Here is a 17,935-nt window from a genome sequence, read left to right on the forward strand (position 1 = left end):
GATAATAATTCAAATCTATGTATAAACTAATTTTTTGAATGATGGATAGAAAACTGATGATTTTGGGAGCACTGATTTACATATGCGTTTCCGCCAGGGGTCAGACGCTGTATGTAGATCCTGTGGTGTCGGCAGCAATGTACACACACAGTGCAACCATTGACGGACAGCTTAACCGTACCAATAATAATCTGTCTTTGATCCAGCGGGGACAATTGGCGGTGACCGGGCAACTGGTCATTGTAAATGACTTGCAGGACAGGATTTATGGGGGACTTTCTGAAGTCTCGGGTATTTTACATTCACTGACCACGGTAAAGGAGATCACCGATATCGGAATAGACATTGTTAATGATGTAGGTGAGGCAGTGAGTATTGCCCGTACTAACCCTGTCTTATTGCTATTTGCGGAAGAAGGTGCCCGCGAGTTCAAGAACCGGGCGACAAACCTTGCACTTGAGGTCAGCTCTTTTGCACTGCGCGGAGGTGCGACAAACCTTATGGATGCGGGAGAAAGGGCGAAACTATTAAACCACGTCGCTTCTGAGCTGCGTATCCTGCGCGGCGTTGCATACGGTATGCACCGGGCGATGTACTGGGCGAAGATGCAGGGTATCTGGAAGTCGCTTACCCCCTGGCAAACCTGGATCAATACAGATGTACAAATCGCAAATGATGTGATCCGGCAGGCGAAATACCTGAGGCGGCAATAATACCTAAGGTGTAGTTGCTTACACGAAAGCTATGGTTTACCGATACTAAAGTCCATTCTACCTACACTAATTATTATGAGAACACTTCGCAGTTTAAAATACTGGTGTGCTGCACCGTGTTTTATTTTTATCTATTTATGCTTTCCTGTAATGGGCTTTGCTCAAAAAAAAGCACTCAACATTGCCGGTATTCATCAGCTGGTTGCTGCTTCTAAATCTGAGTATGATAAGCAGAACCAAACGCGTGACAATCAGGCTTTGACTACGGCTAATGAACAGGCCAATAAGACAATGCTAGCGCGTCTAAAGAACAAATACCGGGAATTACAGGAGCGTTATCAGTCCCTTGGCACAGTGATTTCTGCTGCCAATATTGGTATTCAGGCGACTCCTATGGTCAACCAGATCGTTCATAACCAGGGGGAGATTTATCGTATGGCCATGCAAAACCCTGTGCTGGTCGGTCTTGCGTATCAGACTGAGATTGAGTTTGCGGGAAAGACCAGGTCGCTGGTGAATTATCTGATTGGGCTCTGCGCGAGTTTTGGGGCAGTGAATCAAATGAAGGCTTCGGACCGGAAAATACTTTTTGATCATATTCTGATGGAATTGAATACGATCCAGTCTATGTCAGCGAGCCTTGTCAATTCTATGTATTACGCTAATGTTTCCGATGGGCTTCGCTCATTGAATCCTTTTCAAACCTACATTGATCAGGATAAGGATCTTGTCCAGGACATTATACGCAATGCCAGTTACCTCAGGTAAAATTTAAAAGCTGGCACATCATCCGACGGAACCAGCTTCCTAACTAAAACTAAACTATATTTTTTATCTGTGCCTATCTGCACTGCTGTTTACAAGAGGCATGCCATGGATAATCGGGCTTCTTGGGCGACCTATTGCTGTTTTTGATTTTCGTACTGTGCGAATCTGAACAGAGATGACCGATCCCGAACAATGTTGGGCTTTTAATCGCCCGATTTTATTTACCAAAAAATCACCTAATCATGATGACCTCTCAGAATACCTTGTTGTCCCTTTTAATGGCAGCCGGATTAATAAACCAGGCTGATGCACAAAGGGTCGTTTACGATAAAAAGCATTTCCAGGTCGTCAATGAGAATGCAATCGCAAGGCATGCTGCTGAGCTAACCCATAATCAGTACCTCGAAAAAATCGATCAGAATTTGCAAGCGATCAATTTGAATGTCGCATCTGTAGTGACTGCACAGACCATTATTTATGATGGGTTGTCAAATGTTAACGCTGCTCTGAGGAATGGCAGGGCCGTTTTACAGATGGGCTCTATTGTCTCGGATCTGATCAATTACAGCAACCAGATGCTGGTCATTGCAAGAGCTGACCCCTACCTGCTTTTGTTTGCTGAGGACTTTGGTAATCAAATGAAAGCAAGGTCTGCTCGTCTGGTTTTGGACGTGTCCGGCTTTATACTGAAAGAAGGCAGCAATGTATTAACAGATTACAACAATCGTGATCAATTGCTGCGTAAGGTAACACAGGAATTGCAGTTGCTTTGTTCACTTGCCTATGGCGGCTGGAAAGCCATGTATTGGGCGAAAGAGCGCGGCATTCTGCGTTCAGCCAATCCTTTTCATGAATTTATCATTCAGGACAGGCAGTTTGTCGAAGAGATCCTCAGATCAGCCAAATATCTAAGACAGTGAGTTATCTCTTAATGCGACTGTCAAATTCAAATGCGGAGATTTTGATCACTTTAACTGCAGCAATTTTATCGGACTCCGGATTGATCAGGTAATTGTATTCTTCGGGAACGACCACTGAAGGGACACGCAAACAAAGTAAGCTGGAATCGCTGAAATATTTATTACCTAGGTCCTTTGTAGATTGGGGGCTGGGGAGTTCTTCCCAGTCCTTTGGAAGTTCCTTTGTTGACAGCGTGAGGCACTGTTCCTCTGGTAGCTCATAAGTGGTGATACTTAAATCTTCTGGAATGAATTCAAGTTCGACATTGGATGCAAATTCCAGTACGGCTAATGCACGACTGACAGACGTATATACGCAGGCCGTTCCTTTATTGTTCCACCTGCCGCCGTAAAGTTTCGCTCCTGTTCCTTCCAGATCGCCTGCGAACTCCGTCTTAGATAAACGATAGACCAACATGATCAGGAATAAACTCCGTGCTGAATTCTACCAATGATGCTTTTGACTTCATCAATACCAAAGATGGTATCCATAACATCTAAAGGGATGCGGTTACCCAATGCCCGGTTAGTAGTCTGAACCCATTTATTGAATTTTTCATGATCACCAAAAACCTGATAACCGAAACGGTAGACATCCATTAAAGCTATGACTTTCTCGCTGATTGAGGGGCCAAAGGTTTCCTCGCCCTGTTTTTTATGCAGGGTGGTTTTAGTAGTTCCCAGGACAAAGGAAAGGTGGTCGTAATCGATATCAATTGCTTGTTTGAAGGATACTAGGCTGTCTTTGCTGATGCCGGTTCTTACCGAGGCGATCTTTTCAAAGTTCGTCCATGACCTAACCATCCAGTCTCCTTTCTTGTGAGATTGTTGTGCTACCTTTTTATTTCCGCCAGTCGGCTTTACCGACACTACTCTACTTGACATAGTAAGATTTTTTACTAAGGTAAATAAATTATTTTACTTCATCAATTTTATCAAAGCTATTCCAGTCTAATTATTTATTTATGAATTCAAAACAAAAAAAGACAATCGCACTACTGATCGTAGCTGCCATTTCTCAATCAGTTTATGCCCAGCTTGCAATTGAAGACAAGGCCATGCGCTATCAGCAGGAGCGCATGGTTTTTAAACAATGGGATCGTGGTAAATTCGAGCCTGGTTCCGGCTGGCTTGGGATCAATCCTTATTACTGGCTCACCTGGGGGCTGCATCCGAATTACCCTGATACTGACCGCAGGCCGCTTAGCGCTTGGGGACCGCAAACTCAGCGATTAGGTTTGATTGGTGTGATGAATAATACCAGCGGCGCTTACAAGCTAGAAGCGGATACGTTACGCAATACGGCGCTTTTGGAGATCAGCAATCATAGTGGTTATTTATCTGCTGCTGATCCGTTGTGGATGTTGTATTACAGTAAGGAGCTCCGGCCGGTGATGGAATATTCTGATTATGGTATTCTGGGGGCTTTGCCAGTGCCCGTTCGTGCTAAAGTCATTTCCGAGGGAACTTTCAGCTGGTTCAAAAATGAACTGGATGTACTTAAGGAACGGATTGAGGGTGCAAGATCAGCTAACATGGACCGCAGTTCAAGGATTCTTGCCTATCACAGGTTATTGATGGAATACCGCAGGCTATCTGCCACCTGGGCTACCCGTACTGTAAACGCGGAAAAGAACATGAACTTGATTAACCGCCAACGAAGCGTGAAATCTGGTCAGGTTAATATTGATTCCTGGACTTCAGAATCTGATGTAGAGATTGCAAAAGAAGTACTCAAATCCCGGAAATACTGATGGGTTAAGGCTGATTACTTTTCTTAAATTCTTCAAATGAACTTTTGATATAGTTTGCCCGATCATATTCCGACCATTTCTTAAGCTTATCCAGTTTGGGGGTATATTTGAGTTTGAATGCTTCCAGCTGCGCACTGTCTATGGGTACCGTCTGCTGAATAATAAGGTCATTAAAATACCGGTCAATTTCCTCTGCTTTTGCAGCTTGTTTAGCCAGTTGATTGAGTCGCCTTACCCGGCGTCCATCCTTTCCCAGAAGCTCATAAAAAAAGGTGATGGGGCTGCCACCAAAAGGGGACAAGAGGCCAATCGGTGGCTTTCCGCCATAGAATACACCCTTTTCCTTACTATAAGCATTACTGATTTCCCTGAAGTTTTGCGAAGCGAGTTTACTAGTGATTGCAACTTCTTTTAGTTGATTGGTGAGTTTAAGCCGTATGACCATATTAGTAAAGCTCTGAACTCTGGTTTTCATGGACTGATAGCCAATTCTTTGTATTTCCAGGGTGTCTCCTATATTACAGGCCAGTTCAAACAGTCCAAGTTTGTCGGAGTAGACCATCTGGCCGCTGCGCTGGTTGCGAACTTCTACCTGTTCAATCCGGGCTTTTGTACCGTCTTGCAGGATCGCCCCGCGTAGGGGTTTGGCGGTTTGCGCCATGCTAGAACTGATGGCGACAAACATTAATACAACTATAATTCTGAGTGCGAAAGTTAGGTTCATCTTTAGCAAGATACCGATCAAATTGACTTTAAAACAGCTGTTTAACTTTTTTTAACATTATTATTTATTTCGGGAGAACCATCCCATTGACGTAATCCATCTTCTTTCCTGAAGCACGTCTCGTTAAATATTTCCATTGCCAATTTTCATTTATTAATAATTAACCATGTTTAAGATTCTATTGACAGCGGTGATACTGCTGACCGGGGTTGGTTTGAGCCATGCGCAAACCGTAACCCCAGATTACAAAAAGTCCCTTGAATTTCTTCAGGGCAATGGTGTTTATGAAGAAGGCATGATGGTCTTTCTGAAGGGGTTGAAGGATTCCATCTGGACGCATTTTGATTTGTTTATTACCGATGCCAAAGCACTTGCTGCCATTTTTATGATCATATTCTTTGCCATCAAATCTTATGAGATGATGTCCGGAGATAAGAACATGGAAGTGATGCCTCTTTTGCGGCCATTTGGTTTGACCATGGTTATCATCTGGTGGGGTGCTTTTGTCCGCATGGTTGCTTTTCCTACGGATCTGGTGGCCATGGAAACCGAACAGATGTTCCAGTCGGAACAGACCAATGTCAATAACCTACGCTTTGCCCGGGCTGATTACCAGATTAAAGTTGCCAATGCCTTGTATACTTTCCAGGCGGAGTCACAGGTGGCAGAAAAGGAGTCCGATACCTGGTATGGACAGGCCTGGGATTCGGTAACCAGTTCGGTTAAGGAAGGGATCTCAACTGTGGTTACCCCGCTCATTGAATTGAAGAACCGGCTGTCCATTTCCATGCAACTGCTGATGACCCAGCTGCTGGAGCTTTTAGCTCTTTGGATCCTGCGTTTAGCAGTCTATGTGATTTTTATCATTCAGATTATCTATTCCAGCATCTTAATTATTCTTGGCCCTTTTGCGGTTGCGGCAAGTATCCTGCCTGCCTTTCGGGATAGTTTCAGTACCTGGATCGCGCGCTTCATTTCTGTAAATCTTTATTCAGGTATTGCTTACCTGGTGATGTACATCATGGCTTTGATGCAGAAATATGCGATGACTTCTGAGATCAGTAAGTACAAAGAACTACTGGGCCCAGATGGCACCGGTGGTACGAGTCTGGCGAAGCTAACGGTATTTGCTGGAAATGGGATCCTTTCCTTCGGAACGGTGATCGTTGTGTTTTTTATTGGCGCCTGTTGCATGTTTACTGTTCCGAGTATCTCTACCTGGATCATTTCCACTTCGGGCATCAGTTCAGCGACATCCAGCTTCGGAAGAGGTTCTTCAACGGTCGTTTCTATGGCCAAAAAAGCGGGCAAACTTTTCTAATTCATTGTCTATTTATTTTATTTAATCACTCATTATATGCTAATAAAAAGCATTGAAAGCAAGATCCGCCTGGCTACCTATGTGTCTGTCGGCAGTATCATCGGGGCGGTATTGATTGCCGGGATGGCGCTGTTTTCTACCTGGCAACAGGTCGCCAGTGCCCGCAAGAGTATTTATATTCTCGATAACAATGTGCCGATCCTTGCACGGCAAACGGATGTGCAGCTGAACCGACCTGCGGAGTATAAGGCACACATAGACCTGTTTCATTCCTTTTTCTTTTCGCTGACTCCAGATGACAAGTACATCCAGTACAAGATGAAAAAGGCCATGTATTTGATCGATGAATCAGGTATAAACCAGCTCAATAATTTAAAAGAGCGGGGCTATTTCAACTCAATCCTCTCATCAAGTTCAGTGTTGACACTGGAAACAGATTCGATTGTTTTGGATATCCCCCGAAAGTACTTCAGGTATTACGGAAAGCTTAAGATAGACAGGCGCAGCGCCACACTCATCCGTTCCTTAGTTACTGAGGGCTACCTCAAAGACATTCCCCGTAGCGATAACAATCCCCATGGCCTGTTGATTACAGGCTGGAAAACTTTAGAAAACAAAGACCTTCAAAATGTTCAGAAAAATACACTCTAAGCGTGATCCGAGTGATACGCTTTATTCAGCGCTAGCCAGGGAATTCAGGGCTTACATCGATTGGTTAAAAGCTAAAATACGTGGGTTATTGAAGGCTTATCCAAAACCAGTATTTGCTTTCATGGTGGTTTCGATAATAGTATCGGCATCATTGGCCGTCACTGTATTTAGGTCTGAAAAACCAACATCCGTACCACAGATAAAGCCTGCTGTTTCAACTGTTGGAAAAGGATTCAGCCAGATCCTGGCAACCGCTGATGCACTTCGCGAAAGCTTGGAGATCAAGCGCGAAATCTCGGCGTTGATCGCAAAGGATAGCCTCTCTTCAGCAGACAGTGTCTTATTGGAAAAAGCACTAAACAGATTCCATCAGTTAACCATAACTACAAATTCAAATGAGCCGAATTAAACTCAATCAGCCCAAATACATTATTCCCATTATCGTCCTCCCTTTCCTGTTGCTTTTCTTTTATGTGTATCAGTTAACTATTGGATATCCTGCTCCTGAGTTAAGCGCTAAAGAAGGCATTCAGGACCATATCGGAAATGTTTCACCTGAAGTCCAGAAAAAGGAATTGGAGGATAAACTCGATGCCTTTAATCAGCAGTACAAGGAAGCGGACGGGAACACGGCGGTCAATCCCATCGAAGATGTCCAGGGATTGGATTCCATTGACCTGATGATGAAGCAGCGTTTCATGGCGGGTGGGCCCATTGCGGGTTCATCTATTGGGATGAATCCAGTAATGAGCCAGCAGGATCAGCAACTTGCTCAAGCACTGGCAGCTTTACAAAAAGGCAGTCCGCCTGCGGTTGCTGGCGGCTATCAGCCCTCAAATCCGTATGGGAGTTATACCCAGCCCGCTCCAGTTTACCAGCCACCAGCGGTTAAAGAGAAAGATCCAATGGATCTTTTTAAGGCGCAGATGAAGTACATGGACAGCGTCAGTAAGACCAGTGATCCAGAATATCAGGCCGAGGTGAAACGGCAGGCTTTGGTGGATAAAGCAGAACTAGCCCGCAAGAATACACCGAAACTCAGTGTTCAGAAAGAAGCTTCCTATTCCGAGGTTTTCAACACCGTAAAGCCGGGAAAGACCGACAATTTTATTACAGCGATTATTGATGAAAACATTACCGGCTATGCTGGCTCGCGAATCAGGTTGCGCTTATTGGAAGACATCCGGGCGGGTAAGTTTTTGGTTCGTAAAGGTACTTACCTGTATGCGTTGATTACCGGATTTGGAGATCAGCGGGTTACTCTGGGTGTCAAATCCATCCTTCAGGATGGTAAAATCCTACCAGTAAAACTGGAACTTTATGATACCGATGGCCTGCCGGGGCTATATGTTCCGGAATCGGCTTTTCGTGAATTCAGCAAAGACCTGGGTGGTAATTCCATGCAAGGTGTTAATCTTCAGGGCAACAGTACCGATGCCAATCAGTTTTTAATGTCCAGCCTGGATAAAATGTTCCAGTCCACTTCTTCCGCTATTGCATCATTAATTCGGAGGAATAAGGCCAAGGTGAAATACAATTCCTACATCTACCTGATCGATCCTGAAGAGCTGCAAAAGACGCAGCAGGAGTATTAGGCTTTGTTACTGCTCATTATTTCAATTATTCAATTCGTCTATTATTCATTTAATCATCGATTCATTATGCAAATCAATTTTATGGTCTGGGTAGCATTGCTGCTTTTTAGTTCTTCTGTGTCTTCACAGACTTTACCGAACATTGACCTACCGGAAAACGTTTCTCTACATTTCATTTCACCAGAACCGATTCAGTATGTTGATATTTCTATTAAATCAATTTCCGGAGATCTGCCTATCAAAAATGTTTTGCGGATAAAGCGGATACCGGATTCGGTTGCTGGGAAGGGTTCAAATTTGAATTTATTGCCGGATGCAATCGTTACCATTGCGGGGGAAAGTTTTATGGCTCAATACCGGATACGCTATGTCCCTGTTGTTGGAGGTAAAGAATATCCGACACAAATTGAAATCTTGCCGGAACACATGAAACCTTTGGAGTCCGGCACTAAACTATCTGATGTTCAGCTAGAGAAGCTGGCTACTTCGCTGCTATTCAAAAAAACACAGCACAATATTGCAAAAAGCAAGGCATTCGGGATTTCAGGTAACATAAACAACCTGGCAACATTTGGGGACTATGTTTTTATTGACATCGGTTATCAGAATGGCACCAATCTGAAATATGATACTGAGGAGGTTCGCTTCAAGATTGAGGACCAAAAGATCAATAAAGCAACTACTGTTCAGTCAGTAGAGATTAAGCCTCAGTTCATTCTTTTTAAACAACCGGCGTTCAGGAAACAATTTAGAAACGTATATGTCTTCCGAAAGTTCAGCTTTCCGGGACATAAAGTGTTGAAAATCGAGCTCAATGAAAAACAGATCAGTGGAAGGGTGATTGGCATCAAATTGAAGTATAAAAATCTGCTTGAGGCTGATACGTTATAGTGGCATTCCAAATTAAGCCGATGCGATTTTGCAACCGCGCTAATATTCTATACTTTTAGAAATCAATCTTTATCTAAATTACGTATTCATGGAGACAATAATAGGTGTTGGATTTAATATCCCTTCAAAAGAAAAAGACTTTTTGGCTATCAATACAAAAGGATCTCTTTCTGATGCGGATATCGTTGTTTTTTCCTGCACTTTTCCTTACGACTCTTACAAGCTAGATAAAGATGGATATCAAGGCCACCCCTTATACTCAACAACCTCTTCCAATCAACTTTTAGAACATTTTGATCATTGGAATGCGGAATTGACGAACTTTTTGGATCGTGGAAAAGTCCTTTTTATTCTTCTAGAAGAGAAAAAAACTTTTTATTTGTATACAGGTAAAAAGAAGGTAACCGAAAGGCAAGAAACAACCATGGTCGGCAAACATCATAATTATGAATTCTTGCCGTCCTCGTTAAATGCAGAAATCTTAAATGGCCATGGCAGTACCATTTATCCCTGTTCAAGTCTAGTGAAAGACTTTAATGATGCCGTAAATGAGGTTTATCAATTCGAAGCGCACGTTAAAACTGAGGTGCCTAGTTCCACTCTGTTTACCACTAAAGCCAAAGACAAAGTACTTGGCCTTCATAAGATATATGGAAAAGGTCATATTGTGTTTGTTCCTTCAATTACCTTACCTAGTTCTTTCAAGACAGAAGCAGGAAAATTCAATGCTAAGGCATTTCGCTGGGGCAGCCGGTTCAAGGAGAGCTTGTCCGGTCTCTCCAAGGCATTACGCGCAGAAGACAATATAACCCCTACCCCGAACTGGACGCAACAGAAAGATTATATGCTTCCAAACGCGGTTGAAACCCTGAAAAAGATAAAGACCGCAGAAGGTCAAATTTCTGCGTTGGAGTCTAAAATTAGCAAATATCGAGAGTTGCTAGCTGATCAGGAAGAGTGTAAAAATCTTTTATATGAAACGGGAAAACCTTTGGAATATATCGTCACAAAGACCCTGAATGCATTGGGTTACGAAGCCGAGAATTTTGATGATGGCATGTTGGAGATGGATCAGATCATATTGTCACCTGAAGGAGATCGATTTGTTGGCGAGTGTGAAGGCAAAGACAACAAAGACATTGATATAAGTAAATTCAGGCAATTGCAGGATGCACTAAATGCTGATTTTGCCAGAGATGAAGTTTCTGAGAAGGCATATGGGATTTTGTTTGGAAATCCACAACGGCTTATTGATCCAAAAAGTAGGACTTTAGACTTTACTGACAAATGTAAAAATGGTGCCCAAAGGGAGGGGATTGCCCTAGTTAAGACGGCCGACTTGTTTCAAATTGCACAATACTTCACCGATCACGTCAATGATGAATATAAAAAGGCCTGTCGAATGGCTATCAAGGAACAGCTTGGTAAAGTTGTTAATTTCCCGCCAATACCCGAAGATTAGCAGCTGAGACACCTAGATAGTGACGGTCTACAACTATATGATGTTAAAGTATGTAGATTTTAAATCATATGGTCAAGATTCCCTACTAAGATGATTCTGTAAAATATTGCCGATGCGATTCACTCCTTAAAATAATTTATACCGTGGAAGAATCCCGTGAAATCCAAAAACTTCATGGTTTCCTTCAATGCACTATCTATCTGATGGTCATTGCCGAAATCATGATCTTCGTTTATTCAAGAGCCCCTTTTTTGGGGCTTTTTTCTTTTGTGGTGGATAAGCTTAGTCTGATACCAATTTACCACAAACTACTTTACAGCAAGTTCGCAACACTTGTTTTGATCTGTCTGGTCAGTATCGGTACGCTTTCTAAAAAGAAGATTGACCTTGATCCTAAAATGCACATCATGCTTCCGTTAACTGCCGGGCTACTGATGTTTTTTGGGAGTCTTTGGTTGTACTGTAGGCCTTCGGGTATCGCTTTTAGTTACACCAGCTGGTACAACTTATTTTACATCATATGTTCATTGTTTGGTGCGTTGACTTTGAGCATTTCAATGGATAACATTTCCAAAATGATCCGCTCAGGTCTGGGAAAAGACAAATGGAATGTGGATCAGGAAAGTTTCATGCAACCTACTGAAAAAGTTGAAACTTCGAGCTCAGTAAACATTCCGATGCAGTTTTATCACAAGGGTAAAGTTCGTGACGGCTGGATCAATCTGAATAACATTTTCAGGTCCTGCATGGTAATTGGTACACCGGGCTCGGGCAAAAGTTTTTCTTTGATTAACCCGATTATCCGGCAGCTAATGGCTAAGGAATTATGCCTCTGCGTATTTGACTTCAAATACCCGGATTTGGGTAAGATTCTATACTATCATTTTCTTTTAGCTAAACAACAGGATAAATGCAGGAACTATACTTTTCATGTCATCAATCCTACAGAGCCTGAGAATAGCAGGCGGATTAATTTGTTCCGTAGGGAATGGCTGGGGACGCTAGCAGATGCCTCTGAAACTGCTGAGGCGCTTGTCGAGGCGATGAAGAAAGGTGATAAGTCTGGAGGAAGTGATCAATTCTTTACCCAGTCTGCGATTAACTTCCTGGCTTCCTGTATCTTTTTCTTCAGTAAATATCAGGATGGTAAATTTTCCACCTTTCCGCATGTGATGGCTTTTTTGAACCGGAGCTACGATGAGATTTTTAAGGTGCTTTTTACTGAGCCTGAACTGGTATCATTACTCTCCCCTTTCCGCAGCGCCTATCAGCTAAAAGCTTTTGATCAGCTGGAGGGTCAGATTGGAACCCTGAAGATCTTTATGAGCCGCCTTGCTACCAAAGAGACATTCTGGGTCTTTTCTGGTGATGATTTTAACCTGAAGATCTCAGACCCAAATGAGCCGGGTGTGCTAGTACTGGCAAGTAACCCTAATACACAGAATATTACTTCTGCTTGCTTTACGGGAATTGTCAACCGGATGACCAGGCTCATGAACAGTCGGGGCAATCTGCCCTGCGGGTTGATTGTAGATGAAGCGCCGACACTCTATTGCCATAAAATAGAAAACGTCATTTCAACCGCACGAAGCATGAAGTTCGCCGTGGTACTCGGTCTACAGGAATTGCCCATGCTCCAGCAACAGTACGGAAAAGACACCGCAGCGGTCATCACTTCTGTTGTAGGCAACATCCTCTCCGGTTCCGTGCGAAATAAAGATACCCTGGACTGGCTTGAACGGCTCTTTGGGAAGTCTAAACAGATCAGTGAAAACCTGAGCATCGACCGAAACAAAACCAGCACCTCCCTCAATGAAAAAATGGAAGCCCTGATCCCTGCCGGAAAAATTGCTTCCCTAAATACAGGGGAAATGGTTGGCCTCATCGCTGCCGAACCGCAGGAACATTACGATGGGAAGTTCGAAACCTCTGCCATCCACTGCCGGATCAACCTCGATACTGAAGAGCTGAAAAAAGAAGAGCAGAACTACAAAGAACTCCCAATCTTCTACGATTTCGGGGACAAAAAAGAAGAAATACTCATGAAAAATTTTCTAAAAATCAACGACGACATCGATCAGCTCGTCCAGGAATTTATGCAATTAAACAAGCAATAACCTATGACTAACTTTAAGCCCCTGCACGAACAAATCGCCGAAAAGCTAATTGCCGAGCTCAAGGCTGGCACTTCCCCCTTCCAAAAGGCATGGATTGACGACAACAACCCTGGCTTTTCTATCCCTTTAAACCCTACCACTGGTAAAAACTATCGTGGTCTCAATGCACTCTGGCTGGGGATGCAGCCATTTTCCGACCCTCGCTGGTTAACTCTCCGTCAGGCAAATATCAACAAATGGCAGGTTCAGAAGGGTGCGAAGGCTACCCTCATTAATTTTGTCCAGCACACGGATAAAAAAGCGGTACTAGATGAAAACGGTAAAGCCATTCGGGATGAGAATGGCAAAGTCCGGTACACGGAAACTCAACTGGAAAAACCGATCATCACCAATGCCTGGGTATTCAACGCAGAGCAAATTAGCGGTATCCCTGAGCTGGCTCTGGTAAATGCTGAAAAACTAGCCGCACAAAAATGGTCTCCAATCGAGCGGGCCGAAGCCATTTTAAATGCAACCAATCCCAGTTTCAAACATGGGGGCAATTATGCCTTTTACAATTATGTAACAGATCAAATCACCCTGCCTCATCGGCATCAATTTCCAAGCGCAACAGAATACTACGCAACAGCCCTGCACGAGCTAGGCCACTGGACTGGCCACAAATCCCGGCTCGATCGCGATATGATGAATGGTTTTGGCACGCCTGATTATGCCAGAGAGGAGCTTCGTGCCGAAATCGCATCGCTCATGGTTGGCTCTGAAATAGGTACCGGCCATTATTTTGAACAACATGCCGTCTATGTTGAAGACTGGATCAAAGTACTACAGGATGATCCATTCGAACTCCAAAAAGCAGCCGCAGATGCGCAAAAGATCTATGATTTCATATTGGATATCGAGCTCAAACTAAACCTAAAGCAGGAGGTAGAACGAAAGCCGGAATCTAAGTTCTTAATGAAAGGTGACGAGATCGTTCATAACGACACCACCTACAAGGTTACCGAAGTGCTGAAGGGCAAGCAGGTAAAAATTGAGGATATAGACTCTGGTGAACAGCTTAAGCTTTCTCATAGTGACGGACTTTACAAATCTCTCCTTGTTGCTAAAAACTATCCCATGCTAAATCCTGAAGTCAAAATGGATAATACCCGGGAATTGATACTCAATAACGAATCATCAGAAACCGCAATGAAAAGGAAGCGATAAACCTTTCCTTACTAAATACACCATGAACAGAAAGATTTTTAAAGAAGAAGAACTGCCAATTAAGGCGTTAGAAACCATAGGCCTGGCACAGAACGGACAATTATTGATGAGCGATGAAAACAAACTCGCACTCCTTTTTGGGCGACGCACTTCCTTGATCAGGCTCCAGAATCTTGAAGATAAAAACTTAAAAATTGGCGAGTTGGAGGCCAAAATTTCAGTCGAAAGGAATAGCAAAGGCGAGATTGAACTGAAGGCCCACCCCATCTATCATCAGCCTGTATTTCCTGTCGACTTAACTGATATTGAAGCAGAGCAACTAGAACAGGGCGAAACCGTCGCCATCTATAAAAAACTGAAGGACAAAGACGAAATCAAACGCGAATACCTGTTTGAGTACGATTCTGAAACCCGTGAATACATCAAAACAGACACAGAGAGAATCGAAGAACCACTGTTGGTTAACAGCGAAATCCTTACTGAAAGCCAGCGTGAAGCATTCCGCAAAGGCAAGGAGGTACAGCTTTCTGATGGCACCACATTTCGCTATTCCGGCATTGATACTGCACCATTTCGGGCAAATCGTATTGCACTGGCAGTCTCACTCCTGCTTGATGGCGGCTTATCCTATGTCATATACAAAGGAATTAAATCGCTAACCGGCAAGGAACACACTTCAGAAGCTCATGAACTAAGTAAGGGATTTCAGGAAAGTGTGGAGGATTTAAAAAAAGCGGCTGAATACTTCCGCTCCAGGATGAAACAGGAACCCGCTAATGAAGCAAAAGAAATTGACCTCGGCATCCACAACAACAGGCCTTTCAGATCCAGATGATGCCGCACACCCCTTAAGAATTCCTGCATTAAAGCAGGAATTCTCCACTAGCCGCTAGACTATTTGTAACGCTTCGCTTCAGCTTTTCTCCTTCTGTTATCCAAATTCCAGATAAACCAAACCCATACGCCAAAGCCAAGCAAATAACCCGACCAGATGTTAGCCGAATTCAAAGCTCCCATAAATGCCCCTGCCGAAATAAAACAGGTAAACACCAGATACGCAAATGTCCTCATCACAATAAAATTTAAGTAAAGATGTGATCAGGCCTGTGGAATATGGCTTCTTCGGTTCACATTAAACCCCGTTGATTGTACAATCAAATATACGAACTTGTTAATTATTCATCAACGCTTTCCCCCACGCAATCATCTTCCTTGCAGGATAACGGACCTGATTTCTCTTCCAAATACCCGCAATGCCGGGTATCTTTTCCGTTCACCAGGCGGTTCGCCTTCAGCTTATCACTGAACTGAAATCAATCTATCCGCTTGATGGCGGACATCATTCTTTTAGATCAAGGAAAAACACTTCAAACCCTTTAAAAACTCACCTAAAAGCGTTGTTTTTAACAGAAAAGCTGAGTTTATACTCAGTTATTGCAGAAACTAAAAAAGATTTTTTCTATGTTTATCGCCTGCTAAATACATTTAGAGGCAGATTTATATTAGTTAACTTTCAAAAAAAATGGAAAAATTTTCAAAACTTAAAGAATTGGTAGCTTCAGTTGAAACTGATGTAGAGAAATTTTATAATGCTGGTAACAGTGCAGCAGGGACAAGAGTCCGTAAAGCAATGCAGGATTTAAAAGTATTGGCACAGGAAATCCGTGCTGAAGTTACTGAGAAAAAAAACGCTAAGTAATTCTTTATTCAAAAAAATAATAAAGCCCGGTAGCCTAGAAGCCGGGCATTGTTATTTTTTTACCTACAATACCAGGAAGCGCTCCTCAGCTTCCGCCTCGATATGTGCTCTCGTTATATAAAGAGCCCTACTTTCATTCCTCATATTGAAGTTATGCAGATGCGGAGAAAGATTCAAATGGGTGATAACTACGTCTGGGTCATGCGGTAAACTGGCAGTTTGCCTTTAAAAAACCTAGATATTTCTATTTTACCTGACAGTTGAGACAGTACCCTGTTTACTACTTATTTAAAATCTTTTTGGTTACAAATTCGGTAAAAAAGAAATCCCTGTACATATTCCCAATTGGTATTTCATTTTTTCCAATATATACGGTATTGTTATCCACAGAGTCTATTCTATTTACATTGATGATGTAAGATTTACTGACTCTGACAAAAAAACTTTTCGGAAGCAAATCATGAATAGTTTTAATATTCATCAGTGTAATCACTTTTTGATTTACTATGTAAATAACCACATAATCCTTTAACCCCTCAATATAAAGTATATCAGTAAAATGTACTTTAAACATTCTGCGGTCTGCTCTTACGAAAATATAATCATCGGTTATGTTTTCTATATTACTGTTTATATTATCAGTGTGGAACAATTTGAAATACGTCTGTGCTTTTTCAACTGCTTTTTGAAAACGTTCTAATTTTACAGGTTTAATCAAATAGTCGATAGCGTCGACTTCATAACTCTCAGAAGCAAATTCATGAAAAGCAGTAGTAAATACCACTAAAGTTTTTTTAGGAATAGTTCTGGCAAATTCAATTCCATTCACTCCTGGCATTTGAATGTCAAGAAATATTAAATCAACGGCATTTTTTGCCAGAAACGCTCTTGTCGCATCTGCTCCGTTAAATGAAGCTATGGATTCTAAATTTTCCGTCTCATTAACCAGTTTCTGGATTGCTTTTCTTGCTAGTGGCTCATCATCTACTATTATGCAGTTCATTTTATAATTTTAAAGTTAAGGTAGCGCAGTACGTTTCCGAATTGTCTTCTATTTTCAAAACGTGTGAAGAAGGGAACAGGAGTTCTAATCTTCTTTTAATATTGGCCAGACCTAATCCTCCGGATTTATTAACGGCTTTTACAGCTGGTTTTGAGTTTACGCATTTGAAAAAAAGCTCAGTATGACGAACATCGAAAAACAAATTTACGTAGGATAATTTCGCTGAGTCATTATTGTGTTTTACAGCATTTTCGACAAATGAAACAAATAATAAGGGAGGAACCTGAACACCGCTCAATTCCCCTTCTTTGGATATTAAAAAACTAAAATTATCCCGTCTAACTTTTTCAAGGTTTAAAAAATCTTCTAAAAAATGGATTTCTGAAGTTAATAAAACTTTATCTCTCGAGCTGTCATAAAGCTGATAACGAAGTAGGTCACTTAGCTTCATCAAAACCTGAGAAGCTTTTTTAGGATCATCTTCAATTAAAACATTGGCATTATTGAGCATGTTAAAAAGGAAATGCGGATTGATCTGATTCTTGAGCTGTTCCAGTTCGGCATTAGTTTTTGCCAGGTCCAGATCATGAATCAGTTGAGCATCAGATATCCACTGCTGGAATAATTTAACTGCGGCCGATGCAATAATAAGCACCATGATCATAAAGGAAAAGGTAAAAAAATTAATACTGTCATCCTGGTAAGGCAGTAAATCAGGTTTAAAATAACTAGAAAAACCTTCATGAATGTAAAACGAAAGAATCATGCCTGAAAGCACAAAAAGACCATAACTCAGGTATTTTTTTTTAAACAAAAATCTAGGTACAAAAAAATACATATTGCTGTAGGCCAATAAAATTATCTGAAAAAAAATGACCGATCGATTATAGGTTTCGAAAGGTTCTACATAGTCCGGCGGACTGTAGTACAAAACAACAATACAAAATGCAATTAGTAACAAATGACGGTGAAATCGGTATTTCCCTGAAATGATCAACTCAAGCATGCAATTGGCATCGATAGTTTTGCCGGGTAAAATTTTATTCATAAGCCTATTTTTGATTTCGAGCAA

At 42.1% G+C, this 17,935-nt stretch carries 20 protein-coding genes; 14 read left to right on the plus strand and 6 right to left on the minus strand.

What is annotated here, in order from left to right; genetic code table 11:
• Positions 1 to 38 precede the first annotated feature (38 nt).
• From HQN86_RS12660 to HQN86_RS12670, 3 genes are all read left to right on the plus strand, one after another.
• Positions 39 to 713, plus strand: a complete 675-nt coding sequence (locus HQN86_RS12660) for a hypothetical protein (RefSeq protein ID WP_317171707.1) — start codon at positions 39 to 41, stop codon at positions 711 to 713.
• A 75-nt stretch (positions 714 to 788) separates the two neighbouring features.
• Complete coding sequence (locus tag HQN86_RS12665; protein WP_246269585.1) at positions 789 to 1,481, plus strand: hypothetical protein; 693 nt, start codon at positions 789 to 791, stop codon at positions 1,479 to 1,481.
• Between the two features lie 242 nt (positions 1,482 to 1,723).
• Positions 1,724 to 2,401, plus strand: a complete 678-nt coding sequence (locus HQN86_RS12670; protein WP_246269587.1) for a hypothetical protein — start codon at positions 1,724 to 1,726, stop codon at positions 2,399 to 2,401.
• A 1-nt stretch (position 2,402) separates the two neighbouring features.
• Here the strand turns inward: HQN86_RS12670 and HQN86_RS12675 are convergent, their stop codons facing one another.
• On the minus strand, positions 2,403 to 2,858 hold the full coding sequence (locus HQN86_RS12675) for an RES family NAD+ phosphorylase (protein ID WP_172661323.1): 456 nt from the start codon (positions 2,856 to 2,858) through the stop codon (positions 2,403 to 2,405).
• Positions 2,859 to 2,860: 2 nt separating this feature from the next.
• Positions 2,861 to 3,325: a type II RES/Xre toxin-antitoxin system antitoxin gene (parS, locus tag HQN86_RS12680; RefSeq protein WP_172661324.1), complete on the minus strand. Its 465-nt coding sequence runs from the start codon at positions 3,323 to 3,325 to the stop codon at positions 2,861 to 2,863.
• An 80-nt stretch (positions 3,326 to 3,405) separates the two neighbouring features.
• Here parS and HQN86_RS12685 point away from each other — a divergent pair, with 80 nt between their 5' ends.
• Positions 3,406 to 4,194: a hypothetical protein gene (locus HQN86_RS12685; protein ID WP_246269589.1), complete on the plus strand. Its 789-nt coding sequence runs from the start codon at positions 3,406 to 3,408 to the stop codon at positions 4,192 to 4,194.
• Between the two features lie 4 nt (positions 4,195 to 4,198).
• On the opposite strand, the gene HQN86_RS12690 is transcribed toward HQN86_RS12685, so the two are convergent.
• Positions 4,199 to 4,918, minus strand: coding sequence for a hypothetical protein (locus tag HQN86_RS12690; protein WP_172661325.1), 720 nt, complete (start codon positions 4,916 to 4,918; stop codon positions 4,199 to 4,201).
• A 166-nt stretch (positions 4,919 to 5,084) separates the two neighbouring features.
• Between HQN86_RS12690 and HQN86_RS12695 the strand changes: the two genes are divergently transcribed.
• The 9 genes from HQN86_RS12695 (at position 5,085) to HQN86_RS12735 (ending at position 14,996) form a co-directional block, all read left to right on the plus strand.
• Positions 5,085 to 6,239 carry a plasmid transfer protein gene (locus HQN86_RS12695; RefSeq protein WP_172661326.1) on the plus strand — a complete coding sequence of 385 codons (1,155 nt, stop codon included), beginning with the start codon at positions 5,085 to 5,087 and terminating at the stop codon, positions 6,237 to 6,239.
• 36 nt (positions 6,240 to 6,275) lie between these two features.
• Positions 6,276 to 6,890: a conjugative transposon protein TraK gene (gene traK, locus HQN86_RS12700; protein ID WP_172661327.1), complete on the plus strand. Its 615-nt coding sequence runs from the start codon at positions 6,276 to 6,278 to the stop codon at positions 6,888 to 6,890.
• On the plus strand, positions 6,868 to 7,299 hold the full coding sequence (locus HQN86_RS12705; protein ID WP_172661328.1) for a hypothetical protein: 432 nt from the start codon (positions 6,868 to 6,870) through the stop codon (positions 7,297 to 7,299). The genes traK and HQN86_RS12705 overlap by 23 nt, the downstream gene beginning before the upstream one ends.
• Positions 7,286 to 8,485: a conjugative transposon protein TraM gene (locus HQN86_RS12710; RefSeq protein WP_172661329.1), complete on the plus strand. Its 1,200-nt coding sequence runs from the start codon at positions 7,286 to 7,288 to the stop codon at positions 8,483 to 8,485. Before HQN86_RS12705 ends, HQN86_RS12710 begins: the two co-directional genes overlap by 14 nt.
• 66 nt (positions 8,486 to 8,551) lie before the next feature.
• Entirely contained in the window at positions 8,552 to 9,376 is an 825-nt protein-coding gene (locus HQN86_RS12715) for a DUF4138 domain-containing protein (protein WP_216854394.1), read from the plus strand.
• Between the two features lie 88 nt (positions 9,377 to 9,464).
• Complete coding sequence (locus HQN86_RS12720; protein ID WP_172661330.1) at positions 9,465 to 10,838, plus strand: hypothetical protein; 1,374 nt, start codon at positions 9,465 to 9,467, stop codon at positions 10,836 to 10,838.
• A 143-nt stretch (positions 10,839 to 10,981) separates the two neighbouring features.
• Positions 10,982 to 12,955, plus strand: coding sequence for a type IV secretion system DNA-binding domain-containing protein (locus tag HQN86_RS12725; RefSeq protein WP_172661331.1), 1,974 nt, complete (start codon positions 10,982 to 10,984; stop codon positions 12,953 to 12,955).
• 3 nt (positions 12,956 to 12,958) lie between these two features.
• A complete protein-coding gene (locus tag HQN86_RS12730) occupies positions 12,959 to 14,161 on the plus strand; it encodes an ArdC family protein (RefSeq protein ID WP_172661332.1) in 1,203 nt (400 codons plus the stop codon).
• Between the two features lie 22 nt (positions 14,162 to 14,183).
• Positions 14,184 to 14,996 (plus strand): DUF4099 domain-containing protein, encoded by an 813-nt coding sequence (locus HQN86_RS12735; RefSeq protein WP_172661333.1) that lies wholly within the window; start codon positions 14,184 to 14,186, stop codon positions 14,994 to 14,996.
• Positions 14,997 to 15,055: 59 nt separating this feature from the next.
• Here the strand turns inward: HQN86_RS12735 and HQN86_RS12740 are convergent, their stop codons facing one another.
• Entirely contained in the window at positions 15,056 to 15,232 is a 177-nt protein-coding gene (locus HQN86_RS12740; protein WP_172661334.1) for a hypothetical protein, read from the minus strand.
• Between the two features lie 451 nt (positions 15,233 to 15,683).
• Between HQN86_RS12740 and HQN86_RS12745 the strand changes: the two genes are divergently transcribed.
• Positions 15,684 to 15,860, plus strand: a complete 177-nt coding sequence (locus tag HQN86_RS12745) for a histone H1 (protein WP_172661335.1) — start codon at positions 15,684 to 15,686, stop codon at positions 15,858 to 15,860.
• A 280-nt stretch (positions 15,861 to 16,140) separates the two neighbouring features.
• Here the strand turns inward: HQN86_RS12745 and HQN86_RS12750 are convergent, their stop codons facing one another.
• A complete protein-coding gene (locus HQN86_RS12750; RefSeq protein ID WP_172661336.1) occupies positions 16,141 to 16,863 on the minus strand; it encodes a LytR/AlgR family response regulator transcription factor in 723 nt (240 codons plus the stop codon).
• 1 nt (position 16,864) lies between these two features.
• A complete protein-coding gene (locus HQN86_RS12755; protein WP_172661337.1) occupies positions 16,865 to 17,911 on the minus strand; it encodes a sensor histidine kinase in 1,047 nt (348 codons plus the stop codon).
• Positions 17,912 to 17,935: the final 24 nt, after the last annotated feature.

Source organism: Pedobacter panaciterrae (assembly GCF_013204795.1).
Lineage (GTDB): Bacteria > Bacteroidota > Bacteroidia > Sphingobacteriales > Sphingobacteriaceae > Pedobacter > Pedobacter panaciterrae.

Coding starts and splice junctions, on each gene's coding strand:
- traK (WP_172661327.1), top strand. CDS start 6,276: ATGCTAATAAAAAGCATTGAAAGCAAGATCCGCCTGGCTACCTATGTG.
- HQN86_RS12750 (WP_172661336.1), bottom strand. CDS start 16,863: ATGAACTGCATAATAGTAGATGATGAGCCACTAGCAAGAAAAGCAATC.
- HQN86_RS12665 (WP_246269585.1), top strand. CDS start 789: ATGAGAACACTTCGCAGTTTAAAATACTGGTGTGCTGCACCGTGTTTT.
- parS (WP_172661324.1), bottom strand. CDS start 3,325: ATGTCAAGTAGAGTAGTGTCGGTAAAGCCGACTGGCGGAAATAAAAAG.
- HQN86_RS12715 (WP_216854394.1), top strand. CDS start 8,552: ATGCAAATCAATTTTATGGTCTGGGTAGCATTGCTGCTTTTTAGTTCT.
- HQN86_RS12705 (WP_172661328.1), top strand. CDS start 6,868: ATGTTCAGAAAAATACACTCTAAGCGTGATCCGAGTGATACGCTTTAT.
- HQN86_RS12710 (WP_172661329.1), top strand. CDS start 7,286: ATGAGCCGAATTAAACTCAATCAGCCCAAATACATTATTCCCATTATC.
- HQN86_RS12675 (WP_172661323.1), bottom strand. CDS start 2,858: ATGTTGGTCTATCGTTTATCTAAGACGGAGTTCGCAGGCGATCTGGAA.
- HQN86_RS12690 (WP_172661325.1), bottom strand. CDS start 4,918: ATGAACCTAACTTTCGCACTCAGAATTATAGTTGTATTAATGTTTGTC.
- HQN86_RS12745 (WP_172661335.1), top strand. CDS start 15,684: ATGGAAAAATTTTCAAAACTTAAAGAATTGGTAGCTTCAGTTGAAACT.
- HQN86_RS12730 (WP_172661332.1), top strand. CDS start 12,959: ATGACTAACTTTAAGCCCCTGCACGAACAAATCGCCGAAAAGCTAATT.
- HQN86_RS12685 (WP_246269589.1), top strand. CDS start 3,406: ATGAATTCAAAACAAAAAAAGACAATCGCACTACTGATCGTAGCTGCC.
- HQN86_RS12735 (WP_172661333.1), top strand. CDS start 14,184: ATGAACAGAAAGATTTTTAAAGAAGAAGAACTGCCAATTAAGGCGTTA.
- HQN86_RS12695 (WP_172661326.1), top strand. CDS start 5,085: ATGTTTAAGATTCTATTGACAGCGGTGATACTGCTGACCGGGGTTGGT.
- HQN86_RS12670 (WP_246269587.1), top strand. CDS start 1,724: ATGATGACCTCTCAGAATACCTTGTTGTCCCTTTTAATGGCAGCCGGA.
- HQN86_RS12720 (WP_172661330.1), top strand. CDS start 9,465: ATGGAGACAATAATAGGTGTTGGATTTAATATCCCTTCAAAAGAAAAA.
- HQN86_RS12740 (WP_172661334.1), bottom strand. CDS start 15,232: ATGAGGACATTTGCGTATCTGGTGTTTACCTGTTTTATTTCGGCAGGG.
- HQN86_RS12755 (WP_172661337.1), bottom strand. CDS start 17,911: ATGAATAAAATTTTACCCGGCAAAACTATCGATGCCAATTGCATGCTT.
- HQN86_RS12660 (WP_317171707.1), top strand. CDS start 39: ATGATGGATAGAAAACTGATGATTTTGGGAGCACTGATTTACATATGC.